This is a genomic window from Micrococcus cohnii (assembly GCF_014205175.1).
GTDB lineage: Bacteria > Actinomycetota > Actinomycetes > Actinomycetales > Micrococcaceae > Micrococcus > Micrococcus cohnii.
Map to the genome: position 1 here is coordinate 1,482,563 of NZ_JACHNA010000001.1, position 13,021 is coordinate 1,495,583.

Genomic DNA, 13,021 nt, shown 5'->3' on the forward strand with positions numbered 1-13,021 from the left:
GCGGGGCCGCCCGCTCGGCCCCGCCCGATCCCGGACGCAGCCGAACCGGCACGGCACGGCGGCCGTCGCTCAGGCGGTGAACTCCTCGCCCATCTCGCGGTCGCGCGCGGCGGCGGCGTCCATCGCCCGAGCGACGATGTCCTCGAGTCCGTCGGCCTGGAACGATTCGATCGCCTTGGCCGTCGTGCCGCCCGGGCTCATGACGTTCGTGCGCAGCTGCTCGGCGGTCTGATCGCCCTGCTCAAGCATCAGCCCCGCGCCCTTCACGGTGGCCGCGGCCATGCGTTCGGCGTCGGCCCGCGGCAGCCCGAGCTGTTCGGCGTGCTTCGCGATCGCCTCGGCGAACAGGAACAGGTAGGCCGGGGCGGAGCCCGCGGTCGCCACCACCGCCGGCAGCAGCGACTCCTCGACGCGGACGACGAGGCCCGAGCCGGAGAACAGCTGCTCGATCAGGTCCGCCTGCTCGGTGCTCACGTGCTCGCCGGGGGCCATGCCCACCACGCCCGATCCGACCGTCAGCGGCGTGTTCGGCATGGTGCGCACCAGGGGCTGCCCGGCCCGCAGCACCGACCCCAGGGTCTTCGCGGTGACGCCCGCGGCGACCGACACCACGACGGCGTCCGCCGGCAGGGCGTCGGACAGCTCGCGCAGCGCGGCAACGATGTCCTTGGGTTTGACGCCCACGAGCACGACATCGGCCTCGGCGACCGCGGTGCGGTTGGCCTGCGGGTCCTGCTCGTTCGAGATCACGCGGACCCCGTACTTGTCGGCCTTGGCGGCGGCGGAGTCGGCCGAGCGGGTCGTCGCCACGACGTTGTCGGCCGGGAGGCCGGCCGCCAGCATCCCGGTGAGGATCGCACCGTTCATGTTTCCCAGGCCGAGGACGGCAAGGCGGGTGGTGGCGAGCGTGTCGGTGGAACTCATCTCGTCGGTCTCCTTCGGGTCGCGGTCTCAGTCGTGCTCAGGCTTGCAGATGCTCACGGGCGAAGGCCAGCGAGGCCGCCAGGCGCTCCTCCCGCTCGCCCGCGTAGCTCACCCCGCGCGTGCCCACCTCGACGCACACCGTGCCGGCCAGTCCGACGCGCCCCAGGTGGCGCAGGCAGGCGGCGACGTTCTGGGTGCCCTCCCCCGGGAGCAGATGGTCGTCCTTCGGGCTGTCGTTGCCGTCGGTGAGGTGCACGTGGCGCAGCCGGGAGCCGAGCTGTCGGATCGCCTCAAGCGAGTCCGCGCGGGAGATCGCGGCGTGGGAGAAGTCCCAGCAGATGTGGTCGTACACGCGCGGTACCGGGTCCCAGTGCGGCAGGTACATCGTGAGCTCACGACCGTAGGCCCGCCACGGGTACATGTTCTCCACCGCGATGAACACGCCGGTCTGCTCCATGAGCTCGGCGATACCGCGCGCGAAGTCCGTCGCGTAGCTGCCCTGCCAGCGGAAGGGCGGGTGCGCGACGACCGTGCGGGCGCCGACGGCCCGCGCCAGGTCGACGGCCTTGCGGATCTTCGTCCAGGCGGTGCCCCACACCTGCTGGGTGAACAGCAGGGTCGGCGCGTGGATCGAGTCGATCGGCATGTCGTGGCGTTCGGAGAGCTTCACCAGCTCGGCGGCGTCCCGGCTGAACGCGTTGTGGGTGACCATCACCTCGACCCCGTCGTAGCCGAGGTCCTGAGCGGTGGCGAACACGTCCTGCGTGCCGAGCGGGAACACCGAAGACGAGGACAGGGTCACGGGGATGTCGGCGCCGTGACGGGCCGGCGGCGCGGGGATCGAGGCGGCGGAGACGGGTGTCTGGCCGTCCTCGGTCAGGGACGGGTGGGTCGGCTCGGTCGTGCGGTCGGCGTTCTCGGTCATGGGCTCAGTGTTCCTCTCTCACCAGCCCCGGCAACAGGGAGTCCGGGTTCAGGTTCACGTGGCCGACGCCGCTGCGACCGTCCGAGCTGAGGTGCCCGGTGAGCATGAGAGCGTCGATGCGGTTGAGGATCAGGCCCTCACGCAGCGCCCACGGGCAGATCTGCAGCTCGGCCACGCCGAAGACCCGCATGGCCGCCAGAGCGACCATCGCCCCGGCGAGCACCTGTTCGGCGCGCACCTGTGAAACTCCGGGCAGCTCCGCCCGGTCCGTCGACGACATCGCGGCCAGCCGGTTGACCCACAGGTGCAGGTCGTCGGCGCGCAGGGTGCGCTGCACGTGCGGCCCGGCCGCCGACGGCGCGGCGCCGGTGATCCGCGCCAGCGAACGGAACGTCTTGGACGTGGCGGTCACCTCGACGGGCGCGGTCAGCGCCGGAAACGACGGGAACGCCGCCTCGAGCTGGCCCTCGATGTACTTGCGCAGCCGCTTGACCGCCTTCGGGTGCGGCGGGTCGTCGTCGAACCAGTCCCGGGTGAGCCGGCCGGCGCCCAGCGGCAGGGAGACGGCGTGGACGGGCAGCTCGTCCTGGCCGTAGGCGATCTCGCACGAGCCTCCGCCGATGTCGAAGTTCAGGATCGAGCCGACGCGCCACCCGTGCCAGCGCCGCACCGCGAAATACGTCATCGCGGCCTCCTGCTCGCCGGTGAGCTCCTCGAGCCGGACCTTCGTCTCCGCCTGCACCCGGGCGAGCACCTGTTCGCCGTTGACGGCCTCCCGGATCGCCGAGGTGCAGAACGCGATCATGTCCTGGGCCTGGGCGTCCTCGGCGACCCGCACCGCCTCCGAGATGAACGCCACCAGCTCGGCCTGCCCCTGCTCGGTGATCGCGCCCTCGGCGTCGAGGAACTGGATCAGCGGCAGGGAGCGCTTGTGGTCCGCATACGGGACAGGCCGGGCGCCCGGCTGGGCGTCGACCAGGAGCAGGTGGACCGTATTGGAGCCGATGTCCAGGACGCCCAGGCGCACGAGTCAGGCCTTCTTCCGCGTGGTGGACTTGGCGGCGCCCTTCGTCCCCGACGCCTTCTTGGCGGGGGTCTTCTTGGCGGCCGGCTTCTTCGCGGGGCCCTTGGCCCGCTTCTCGGCCAGCAGCCGGTAGGCGTCCTCGGCCGTCAGGTCCTCGGGGTTCATGGCCCGCGGCACGGTGACGTTGGTCTGACCGTCGGTGACGTAGGGGCCGAACCGACCGTCCTTGACCGTGACCGCGCGCCCGGAGACCGGATCCGCGCCGAACTCGGCCAGCGGGGGCTTCGCGGCGCCACGGCCGCGCTGCTTGGGCCGGGAATAGATCTCGAGCGCCTGGTCGAGGGTGATCGTGAAGATCTGCTCCTCGGACTCGAGCGAACGGGAGTCCGTGCCCTTCTTCAGATACGGGCCGAACCGGCCGTTCTGTGCCGTGATGTCCACGCCCTCGGCGTCCTGACCGACCACGCGCGGCAGGCTCAACAGCTGGAGCGCCTGCTCGAGAGTGACGGTGTCCACGGACATGGAGGTGAACAGGCTGGCCGTGCGAGGCTTCTGCTTGGGCGGCTTCTTCTTCGGCTTGGGCTTGCCGTTCTTGTAGTACTCGGTGGGCTGCGCGTCGAGCCAGGCCTGCAGCTGCTCCTCGGTCATCTCCTCGATGACCTCGGTGACGTACGGGCCGTACCGACCGTCCTTGGCGACGATGCCTCGCCCGGTCTGCGGGTCGGTGCCGAGCTCGCGCTCACCCGGCCCCGCGGCGGCGAACAGCTCCTCGGCCTTGGCCGCGGTCAGCTCGTCGGGAGCCATGTCCTCGGGCACATTGGCGCGCTCGGGGGTCGTCCCCGGCTCGGCGTCGGCGGGCAGCCGCTTCTCCAGATACGGACCGTACTGGCCCACGCGCAGCGTGATCTCCTCGGTCACCGGCAGGGAGTTGACGGCGCGCGCGTCGATCTCGCCCAGGTTGTCGACCACCTGGCGCAGCCCCTCGGCCGCCTGCGCGCCCTCCTGCCCCGGCTCGGCGCCGAAGTAGAAGGTCTGCAGCCAGGCCTCACGGGCCAGCTCGCCGGCCGCGATGCGGTCGAGATCATCCTCCATGCGGGCGGTGAAGTCGTAGTCCACGTACTTGCCGAAGAAGTCCTCGAGCAGGCCGATGACGGAGAACGCCGTCCAGCTGGGCACGAGCGCGGTGCCGCGCTTGGTGACATAGCCGCGGTCCATGATCGTGGAGATCGTCGGCGCGAACGTGGACGGGCGGCCGATCTCTCGGCGTTCCAGCTCGGCGACGATCGAGGCTTCCGTGTACCGCGGCGGCGGGGAGGTTTCGTGCCCGGTCGGCTCCACGGGCTGACCCGTGAGGGTCTCCCCCTGCGCGACCTGCGGCAGGCGACGGCTCTGGTTCGACTCGGCCGGATCCTGCCGGGCGTCCGGGTCCTTGCCCTCCTCGTAGGCGTCGAGGAAACCCTTGAACGTGATGATCGTGCCCGACGCGCTGAACTGGGCGTGTCGTCCGTCGGCGGCGTCCGCCGAGAACCGCAGCGTGGCCGTGTACCCCTTGGCGTCGGCCATCTGGGAGGCGACGGTGCGCTTCCAGATCAGTTCGTACAGACGGAACTCATCGGCCCGCAGCTCGTCCTTGACCTGAGCCGGGGTGCGGAAGGAGTCGCCGGCCGGACGGATCGCCTCGTGCGCCTCCTGGGCGTTCTCGCTGCGCTTGGCGTAGGTCCGGGGCTTCTCCGGCACCGCGCTCGGCCCGTACAGCTCGGTGGCCTGCCGCCGGGAGGCCTGCACGGCCTCCTGGGAGAGGTTCACCGAGTCGGTTCGCATGTAGGTGATGTAGCCGTTCTCGTACAGGCGCTGGGCGACCTGCATCGACACTCGCGAGGACATGCGCAGCTTGCGCGCGGCCTCCTGCTGCATCGTCGACGTGGTGAACGGGGCGGCCGGGCGGCGGGTGTAGGGCTTGTCCTCGACCGAGTCGACGGTGAACCGCGCCCCGGCCAGGCCCGCGGCGAGGGAGCTGGCCGCCTGCTCGTCGAGGTGCGCCACCGATGTCGCGGACTGCTTCAGCTCGCCCGCGTCGGTGAAGTCGCGGCCGGTGGCCACCCGCTTCCCGTCGACCGTGGACAGGCGCGCGGTGAAGCTCTGGCCGACGGCCTCCGAGACGGCGGCGCCCTGATCGACGGTGAACGTGCCTTCCACACCCCAGTAGCGGGCGGCGACGAACGCCATGCGCTCGCGCTCGCGCTCCACGACGAGGCGGGTGGCCACCGACTGCACGCGGCCGGCGGACAGACCGCGGGCGACCTTGCGCCACAGCACCGGGGAGAGCTCGTAGCCGAAGAGGCGGTCGAGGATACGCCGGGTCTCCTGCGCGTCGACCAGGTGGGTGTCCAGCTCGCGGACGTTCTCGAGGCCGCGGGCCACCCCCTCCTTGGTGATCTCGCCGAAGGTCATGCGGTAGACGGGAACCGTCGGCTTGAGGGTCTGCAGCAGGTGCCAGGCGATGGCCTCGCCCTCGCGGTCGGCATCGGTCGCGAGGTAGAGAGCCGCAGCGTCTTTGAGGGCCCGTTTGAGCTCGGTGACCTTCTTCTTCTTGTCCGGGTGCACGACGTAGTAGGGCTCGAAGCCGTTCTCCACGTCCACGGCGAACTTGCCGAACGGGCCCTTCTTCATCTCCGCGGGCAGGTCCGAGGGTTTGGGCAGGTCCCGGATGTGGCCCACCGACGAGTCGACCACCCAGCCCTCGCCGAGCGCGCCGAGGTACTTCGCGATCGACTTGCTCTTGGCCGGGGACTCCACGATGACGAGCTTGGTGCCCTCGGGCACGCTCGACACGGCGGTGGTGGTTCGGGACACGTCGTTTCCTCCAACTCGTCTCAGGTGGGCGCTCGGACCGCGGCGATGTAGCCACGGCGTGAGAACCAGTGCCCCACACTAACCGTTCGGTCCGGGTGCCCCTCTCTTCGTCCTCCGCCCCGTGCGCGGCGGTCCGCGCGGCGGCGGCAGACCGTCATCCGGCCGTCGTGACCTCCTCCAGGAAGCCATCGCAGTAGAGCTCGCGCACGGCCTGCACGAAGCGGGCCGAGGACTGGTCGTCGAGCTCGAGCAGTCCCGAGACCGCACCGATCAGGGCGCCGACCGGCACCTGCCCGTCCGCGGCGGAGAGCAGTCCGGCCGTCGCGGTGTCGAGCGTGGCCACGCGACGCAGGCCTCCGCCCTGACGGGCCAGGATCACCTCGGGGTGCTCGGCGCCGAACCGGGCGTGACGCTCCTCGGTCACGTGGCCGGGAACACGCAGCACCAGGCCCGCGAAACCCTCCTCTCCGGCCGCCTGCGCGGCGTCGCACGCCGCGAGCCGGTCCTGCCGGGCGACCGCGGCCGTCCAGTCCGCGCCGATCGCCGGGTCGACCTGCTGCGTGAGCGTCTCCGCCACCCGCAGCCTGGATGGCTCCGGGGCGGTCCGCCCGCTCGCGACGGCGGGCGCCCCCTCGAGGGCGGGGCGGCGCATCCAGACGTACCCGAAGCCCACGCCCGCGACACCGCGCTCGGCGAAGTCCGCCACATAGTCGGCGTAGGCGCGCTGATAGGCCGCGGGGTCCAGCTCGAGCGAGGAGTCCTGCAGCCACGTCTCGGCGTAGCCGGCCGGGTCCTGGCGGTCGCGTTGGATCAGCCATGCGTCGGCGGTCTCGGGGATCCAGGCCAGCGGCCGGGCCAGCGGGTCGTCAGCCCCCTCCGGGATCTCCCAGTTGGCCAGCAGCACGGCCTGACCTGCCGGGGTGAGATGCTCGGGCAGCGCCGCCATCAGTTCGGCGACGAGACGGTCCCCCTCCCGGCCTCCGTCGCGGTAGGTCAGCACGGGGGCGTGCGGGTCGCGACGGGGTGTGATGACGAACGGCGGGTTCGTGACGATCCGATCGAACCGTCGCCCGGCGACGGGGGCGAGCATGTCGCCGGCGAGCAGTTCGACACGCGCGCCCAGGTCTTGCCGATCGAGGCCGAGCGTCTCCGCGTTGAGCATGAGGTTGAAGCGGGTGAACGCGAGGCACCGCTCGGACAGATCGGTCGCGGTCACGTGCTGCACGTGCGCGAGCAGGTGCAGAGTCTGCACGCCGCAGCCGGTGCCCAGGTCCAGGGCCGTGTCCGCGCGGGTGCGGTCGGCGGCTCCGGCGAGGGTCAGGGAGGCCCGGCCGACGCCGAGCACGTAGTCCTCGGGCAACGGGCCCCGACGCTGCAGGGCGGTCTGGTCGGAGGCGACCCAGAGGTGACCGGGAACGTCCGTGTCATAGGGCGAGAGGTCCACCAGACCCCGCACACGCCGCTCGGGGCCCTCCCCCGCGCCGACGTCGGCGACGAGTCCGGCGGCCCGAGCGCCGTCGACCCCGAGCCGGGGCAGGGCGCGCTCCAGGGCCTCGGCCGACACGTCGTCGCCGAGCAGCCACGCGCTGACCGCGGCGTCCAGCGGCCCGGTGTCGCCGCGGCGTTGGCGGTCAGCCAGGACGGCGCGGGCGGCCTCGGCGTGCTCACGTTCGAGGGCGGCGGCCGCTACGGGCCCGAGCAGGGACTCGATTGCCGCGTGCGTGAAGGGCAGCTGACGCAAGTCCGCTGCGAGGGCGGCCGCGGTCTGCGGGGTGAGTCGCGGGGCGGGGGCACTGTCGGTCACGGGGTGCTCCTGATCGGCCGGGGCGCGGGGCCCGTCGTGGGCGTGAGGGTGGTCGTCGTCGGCGGCGGCGACGCGGACGCAGGTTCCCGCCCCGGCCGGTCAGCACGCCCGCGGTCCCGCGCGCAGGCGGGGCAGCGCCAGTCCGGGCGGCCGCGCACACAGTCCGAGCAGCGGACCGTCAGCGTTGTGCAGGCCGGATCGGCGCAGTTGGCGGTGCGGGAGGTTGCGGCGTCGCACAGCTCGCACCGGCCGATGGTCTCCGCCTCGTCCGTGAAGCGCAGGGACTGACGGGCGTCGAACACGGCGAGCTCGCCGCGCCACAGTCCGGCGTCGCCGCGAGCCTCGCCGTAGCGGACGATGCCGCCCTCGAGCTGGTAGACCTCCGCAAAACCGCGCTGGCGCAGCAGGGCGGAGAGGATCTCGCAGCGCACCCCTCCGGTGCAGTAGGTCACCACGGGTGCGTCCTTGAGGTGGTCGAAGGCGCCGCCGTCGATCGCCGTCAGGAAGTCGCGGGTGGTCTCGATCGGCGACCCATCGTCGTCCAGACCCGGCGAGTGGGCGCCCTCGAACCGACCGATGCGCGCCTCCACGGTGTTGCGGCCGTCGAGGAAGACGACGGGATTCGCTGTACTGGCCCGCTCGGCGACGAGGGCGTCGACCCGCTCGGGGCTGAGATGCTCACCGGTGCCGACGACGCCGCGCTCATCCACCTCGATGCGCTCGGGCGCGCCGAACGCCACCAACTCGGGGCGGACCTTGACCGACAGTCTCGGGAAGTCGGCGGCTGAGCCGTCGGACCACTTCACCTCGAGGTCGTGGAACGGGCCGTATTCGCGCGTCTGCTTCACGTACTGCTTGACCGCGTCGACGGGTCCGCCGACCGTGCCGTTGATGCCCTGGGCGGAGACGATGATCCTCCCGGTCAGCCCCAGGGACGAGGCCAGGACGCGCTGCCACAGGCGCACGGCCTCCGGGTCGGCGACGGGGGCGAAGCGGTAGTACAGGGCGATGCGGGAGACGGTGCCCGCCGGCGTGGGGGTGCTCATCGTCGACCAGGGTAGTTCGACAGACCATGGTGCCCGCCCTCACACGCGGCGTAGGGTGCCGATATGACACAGACACTCGACACCGCCCTCGTGGACACGTGGTTCGACGCCTGGGCGCGCTCCCGCGGATACCAGACGGACCGGCGGGACGGACGGCGGGCCGCCCTGCGCTCCTCTCGACCGGTCGGCGCCGTGCGCACCGACGAGTCCGCCGCCGAGGCGACCGCCGCACGACAGGCCCAGGCCGACCTGCCCGAGACGTGGGAGCACGTGCTGGTCGAGCCCGACGACCAGGACCTGAGCGTCGCCCTGGACCGACTGCGGGAGCGGCCCGGACAGCTGCTGACCGTGTTCGGTCAGGCCCGGGCCGATCTCGAGGCCGCCGGGCTGCGCGAGGCCTGTCCCGCGGAGCTGCTGATGGCCGTCGAGATGGACCCCGAGGTGCAGGATGTCGAACCGCCCCTGACTCCCGAGGGGCTCCGGGCGGAGCTCGACGAACCGGTCGAGGGCAGCCGTCGCGTGCGGATCTGGGCCTCGGGTGAGGGTGCGAGCACCGTCCCGGAGGGCGAGGACGAGCTCGCCGCCCTGGGCTGGGTGACCTTCGAGGGCGAGACCGCCGTGTACGACCGGATCTGGACCGCGCCCCAGCACCGTCGGCGCGGCCTGGGTTCGCTCGTGATGCGGCATCTGACCAGCGAGGCGATGACCGCCCAGCTCTCCCAGGGCCTGCTCGTCGCCTCCCCCGACGGTCAGAAGCTGTACGGGCACCTGGGCTGGCGTGAGGTCGCCCCCGTGCGGATCCACGCCCTCGACGGTCAGGCGCAGGGCTCTCAGGCCGAGCACACCGGCACGATGGGCCGGTGACCGCCTCCCGCGGAACCTCGGCGGAGGCGACGCAGGCGGTGCTGTCCGCCCTGGGCCGCCGCAGCCTGCCCGAGCAGGTCCGGCACGTGCGTCGTCTGCCGGCTCGGCCGGCCGATCCGGTGCCGTGGCCTGCGGCCGCCCCGGAGTCGTTCGTGCGCGCCGCCGATCGTCTGGGTGTGAAGCGTCCGTGGTCGCACCAGGTCCGAGCGGCCGAGTCCGCGATCGCCGGGCGACACACGGCCCTGGCCACGGGCACCGCCTCCGGCAAGTCGCTGGCGTATCAGCTCGCCTTGAGCATCGCGCGGGCCGAGGACCCGCGGGCCCGGGCCCTGTACCTGGCCCCCACGAAGGCGCTCGCGGCCGATCAGCTGGCCGGATGGCGCTCGCTGGCCGACGCCGGGGTGCCGGACCTGCTGGCCGGGCTCTACGACGGCGACACCGAGCGAGCCGACCGCGTTTGGGCGCGCGAGCACGCCACGGTCGTGCTGACCAATCCGGACATGCTGCACGTCGGGATCCTGCCGCATCACGAGCGGTGGGCCTCGTTCTTCCGGAACCTGGCGTTCGTGGTGATCGACGAGGCGCACACCTATCGCGGCGTCTTCGGCTCGCAGGTGGCGATTCTGCTGCGTCGGCTGCGCAGGATCGCGGCGCACTATCGTCGGGACGCACCGCAGACGGTGTTCCTCGGCGCCTCGGCGACCTCGGCCACCCCGAGCCGACACCTGGCGCAGTTGGTGGGTGTGGACGAGGAGCAGGTGACCGCCGTGACCGAAGACGGCTCCCCGCACGGGGCCGTCACGGTGGCGTTCTGGCAGCCCGAGCTGACGGACCGGCACGGCGAGAACGGGGCGCCGCTGCGCCGCTCGGCGACGGCCGCGGCGGCGGACCTGGTGACCGATCTGGCGCTGCAGCAGGTGCGCACACTCGCGTTCATCCGCTCCCGCCGAGGCGCGGAGGCGATCGCGTCGACGGCGAAACGTCAGCTCGAGGAGGTCGAGGCGGGGCTGGGCACGCGCGTGGCCGCCTACCGGTCGGGCTACCTGCCCGAAGAGCGCCGAGAGCTCGAGGAGCGCCTGCGCTCGGGACGACTGCTCGGCCTGGCTTCCACCCCGGCTCTGGAGATGGGCATCGACGTGGCCGGTCTCGACGCGGTCGTGGTGGCCGGCTGGCCGGGAACACGCGCCTCGTTCTTCCAGCAGATCGGCCGAGCCGGACGCGCCGGCGACGAGTCCACGGCGTTCTTCGTCGCCTCGGACGACCCGCTCGACGCGTTCTTGGCCGAGCATCCGGAGTCCGTGTTCGACACGGGGGTCGAGGACACCGTCCTCGACCCGGCCAACCCGCACCTGCTCGGGGCGCAGCTGTGCGCGGCAGCCGCCGAAATGCCGCTCACCCCGGCGGACCTGGACCGCTTCGGTGACCCGGAGTCGGTGCGGACGCTCGTGGACCGACTGGTCGAGCAGGGGCTGCTGCGCCGTCGGCCCGCGGGCTGGTTCTGGACGCACCCCGAGCACGCCGCGGCCCTCGTCTCGCTGCGCGATGACGGCGGCGGGCCGGTCGACATCATCGACGTTGAGACCGGCTCGCTGTTGGGGACGATGGACTCGCCACAGACGCACTACCAGGCCCACCCGGGCGCGGTGTACACGCATCAGGACCGCACCTTCGAGGTGCTCGAACTCGATGAGGACGCCCACGCCGTGATCGTGCAGCGGGCCTGGCCCGACTTCACGACGCAGGCCCGTGACGTCACCGCGGTGGAGATCGAGCAGGTCGTCGAACGCGTCACCGTCGACGACGGCACCCTGGCGTGGAACCTGGGCGAGGTGCGGGTGCGCACCCAGGTGGTCTCGTTCCAGCGCAAGGCGCTCGTCTCGGGCGAGGTGCTCGGCGAGGAGCCGCTCGAGCTGCCCGCCCGCGAGCTGTTCACCCAGGCGGTGTGGTTCGAGGCGCCCTCCGAGGCCCTCGTGCGCACCGGACTGACCACCGACCGGCTGCCCGGGGCGCTGCACGCGGCCGAGCACGCGATGATCGGCATGATGCCGCTGGTGGCCTCGAACGATCGCTGGGACATCGGCGGGGTCTCGATGGTGCTGCACCCGGACACGGGCGTGCCCACGGTGTTCGTGTACGACGGCCGCCCCGGGGGCGCCGGGTTCGCCGAGCGCGGCTTCCGCCAGGCCCGGCGCTGGGTGGCCGCGACGGCCGAGGCCGTGCGGTCCTGCGAATGCGAGGGCGGCTGCCCCTCGTGCGTGCAGTCCCCGAAGTGCGGAAACCGGAATTCTCCCTTGGACAAGGCCGGCGCCGTGTCCGTGCTTGAGTTCCTCGCCGCGCGGTTCGACGCACTCACCCCGGTCGGTCCCCCGGCACAGACGGCTCCGAGTCCCGCGGACTCACCGCCGAGGGCTCCGGAGCCGCGTCCTGGGGCGGACCTGGGCTAACGGGGCTCGACGGGAGCCCCGAGTCTCCCGGCGGGCCGGCGCGGGACTCGGTGCGGGCGGTGATGCCGAACAGCCGTTCGCTCGTGACGGTGACCCGCACGCTGCCGCTGTCCTCGACGGTGCACTCGGCCAGCTGCGTCCCGTTGCGGGCGGCGACCGACGCCGCGAGGGGGCACGGGTCGACCGCGCCAGTCCGTCCCCCGTTGCCGGGGGCGCCGCGGTGGGCGTCGGCCGCGGCGAGCGCGGCCAGGTCCGCCGCGGCGGAGGCCCGCGCGTCCTCAGTCGCGGCCTGGGACACCCCGCCCACCAGCACGCACGCGGTCAGCCCGAGCAGTGCGCTGCCCAGAGCGGTGACGGTGCCGCTCATGGTCCGGCCCCGTTTCCACCCGGCGCTGAGGCCTCATCGGCGCCGCCCGCCTCATCGGAGGCGTCCTCGGGCCACTGCTGCGGGGCGCTCGCCTCTGCGCTGAGGCGGACCCCGTCGAACCACCCCAGCGGACCGGGGCCTGCATGCGTGACCGAGACGCTCACCCAGCCGTCGGCCTCCGTGTGCTCGAGACGGGCTGACTCTCCCGCCATCCGCCGAACGGCCTCAGCCGCCGCCGTCTCCCCGTCGCCGCGGGCCAGGATCCTGGCGGCCGACCCTGCGGCGTCCTGGCTGCGGACCTGCTGGACGCCCACCGCGGCGGTCGCCACGAGCGCGACGAGCACCAGCACGACTGTCGGCAGCAGCACGGCGTACTCGGCGGTGACGGCCCCGTGATCCGAGCGGGTGTGCGCAGGGCGCCTGCCACGGCGCACGGACACACGACGGGGTGGGCGCCCGGCCCGGGCGACGACGTGTCGCCCGGGCCGGGATCCGTGATCGAGATGATCACTCACGGTTCAGCGCCTCGGTGACCAGGTCAGTGAGCAGGCCCTGCACGTCACCGCCGGAGAGCACGACGCCCAGCAGCCCGGCGAAGCCGACGGCGGCGAGCGTGAGGATGCCGTACTCGGATGATGTGTCACAGCACCTGTTGAACGGGTGCAGACATGAAAGGGCCCCGCCGGTGGTGGAACACCTCGGGGCCTTGGCCACCACGGTTAGGACGTGATGACGTGCCCCACTCTACTACCCATTCCCCCGCGCCCATC

Annotated in this window: 11 protein-coding genes; 2 read left to right on the plus strand and 9 right to left on the minus strand. The window is 72.5% G+C overall.

What is annotated here, in order from left to right; translation table 11 throughout:
* Window positions 1-69: 69 nt before the first annotated feature.
* The 6 genes from proC to trhO all read right to left on the minus strand — a co-directional run bounded on the left by proC (window position 70) and on the right by trhO (window position 8,576).
* Entirely contained in the window at window positions 70-924 is an 855-nt protein-coding gene (gene proC / locus HDA30_RS06755; protein WP_158496493.1) for a pyrroline-5-carboxylate reductase, read from the minus strand.
* Window positions 925-961: 37 nt separating this feature from the next.
* A complete protein-coding gene (locus HDA30_RS06760; protein ID WP_158496492.1) occupies window positions 962-1,849 on the minus strand; it encodes a sugar phosphate isomerase/epimerase family protein in 888 nt (295 codons plus the stop codon).
* Between the two features lie 4 nt (window positions 1,850-1,853).
* Window positions 1,854-2,876 carry a Ppx/GppA phosphatase family protein gene (locus tag HDA30_RS06765; RefSeq protein WP_184241465.1) on the minus strand — a complete coding sequence of 341 codons (1,023 nt, stop codon included), beginning with the start codon at window positions 2,874-2,876 and terminating at the stop codon, window positions 1,854-1,856.
* Window positions 2,877-2,879: 3 nt separating this feature from the next.
* Window positions 2,880-5,726: a type I DNA topoisomerase gene (topA, locus tag HDA30_RS06770; protein WP_184241466.1), complete on the minus strand. Its 2,847-nt coding sequence runs from the start codon at window positions 5,724-5,726 to the stop codon at window positions 2,880-2,882.
* Between the two features lie 154 nt (window positions 5,727-5,880).
* On the minus strand, window positions 5,881-7,530 hold the full coding sequence (locus HDA30_RS06775) for a DUF7059 domain-containing protein (protein ID WP_158496489.1): 1,650 nt from the start codon (window positions 7,528-7,530) through the stop codon (window positions 5,881-5,883).
* On the minus strand, window positions 7,527-8,576 hold the full coding sequence (gene trhO, locus HDA30_RS06780) for an oxygen-dependent tRNA uridine(34) hydroxylase TrhO (protein ID WP_158496488.1): 1,050 nt from the start codon (window positions 8,574-8,576) through the stop codon (window positions 7,527-7,529). The genes HDA30_RS06775 and trhO overlap by 4 nt, the downstream gene beginning before the upstream one ends.
* A gap of 63 nt (window positions 8,577-8,639) precedes the next feature.
* Between trhO and HDA30_RS06785 the strand changes: the two genes are divergently transcribed.
* On the plus strand, window positions 8,640-9,440 hold the full coding sequence (locus HDA30_RS06785; protein ID WP_158496487.1) for a GNAT family N-acetyltransferase: 801 nt from the start codon (window positions 8,640-8,642) through the stop codon (window positions 9,438-9,440).
* Window positions 9,437-11,884, plus strand: coding sequence for a DEAD/DEAH box helicase (locus HDA30_RS06790; RefSeq protein WP_262337769.1), 2,448 nt, complete (start codon window positions 9,437-9,439; stop codon window positions 11,882-11,884). The genes HDA30_RS06785 and HDA30_RS06790 overlap by 4 nt, the downstream gene beginning before the upstream one ends.
* Here HDA30_RS06790 and HDA30_RS06795 read toward each other — a convergent pair.
* From HDA30_RS06795 to HDA30_RS06805, 3 genes are read right to left on the minus strand one after another with little or no spacing between them, the layout of a single operon-like run.
* Window positions 11,790-12,251, minus strand: a complete 462-nt coding sequence (locus HDA30_RS06795; RefSeq protein WP_158496486.1) for an Rv3654c family TadE-like protein — start codon at window positions 12,249-12,251, stop codon at window positions 11,790-11,792. The two genes, HDA30_RS06790 and HDA30_RS06795, sit on opposite strands and share 95 nt — an antisense overlap.
* Window positions 12,248-12,766, minus strand: a complete 519-nt coding sequence (locus HDA30_RS06800) for a TadE family type IV pilus minor pilin (RefSeq protein ID WP_158496485.1) — start codon at window positions 12,764-12,766, stop codon at window positions 12,248-12,250. Before HDA30_RS06800 ends, HDA30_RS06795 begins: the two co-directional genes overlap by 4 nt.
* Window positions 12,759-12,968: a DUF4244 domain-containing protein gene (locus HDA30_RS06805; protein ID WP_184241467.1), complete on the minus strand. Its 210-nt coding sequence runs from the start codon at window positions 12,966-12,968 to the stop codon at window positions 12,759-12,761. Before HDA30_RS06805 ends, HDA30_RS06800 begins: the two co-directional genes overlap by 8 nt.
* Window positions 12,969-13,021: the final 53 nt, after the last annotated feature.

Bases quoted from the DNA above. Each gene is read 5' to 3' on its own strand.
- HDA30_RS06785 (WP_158496487.1), top strand. From the start codon at position 8,640: ATGACACAGACACTCGACACCGCCCTCGTGGACACGTGGTTCGACGCC.
- proC (WP_158496493.1), bottom strand. From the start codon at position 924: ATGAGTTCCACCGACACGCTCGCCACCACCCGCCTTGCCGTCCTCGGC.
- HDA30_RS06760 (WP_158496492.1), bottom strand. From the start codon at position 1,849: ATGACCGAGAACGCCGACCGCACGACCGAGCCGACCCACCCGTCCCTG.
- trhO (WP_158496488.1), bottom strand. From the start codon at position 8,576: ATGAGCACCCCCACGCCGGCGGGCACCGTCTCCCGCATCGCCCTGTAC.
- HDA30_RS06795 (WP_158496486.1), bottom strand. From the start codon at position 12,251: ATGAGCGGCACCGTCACCGCTCTGGGCAGCGCACTGCTCGGGCTGACC.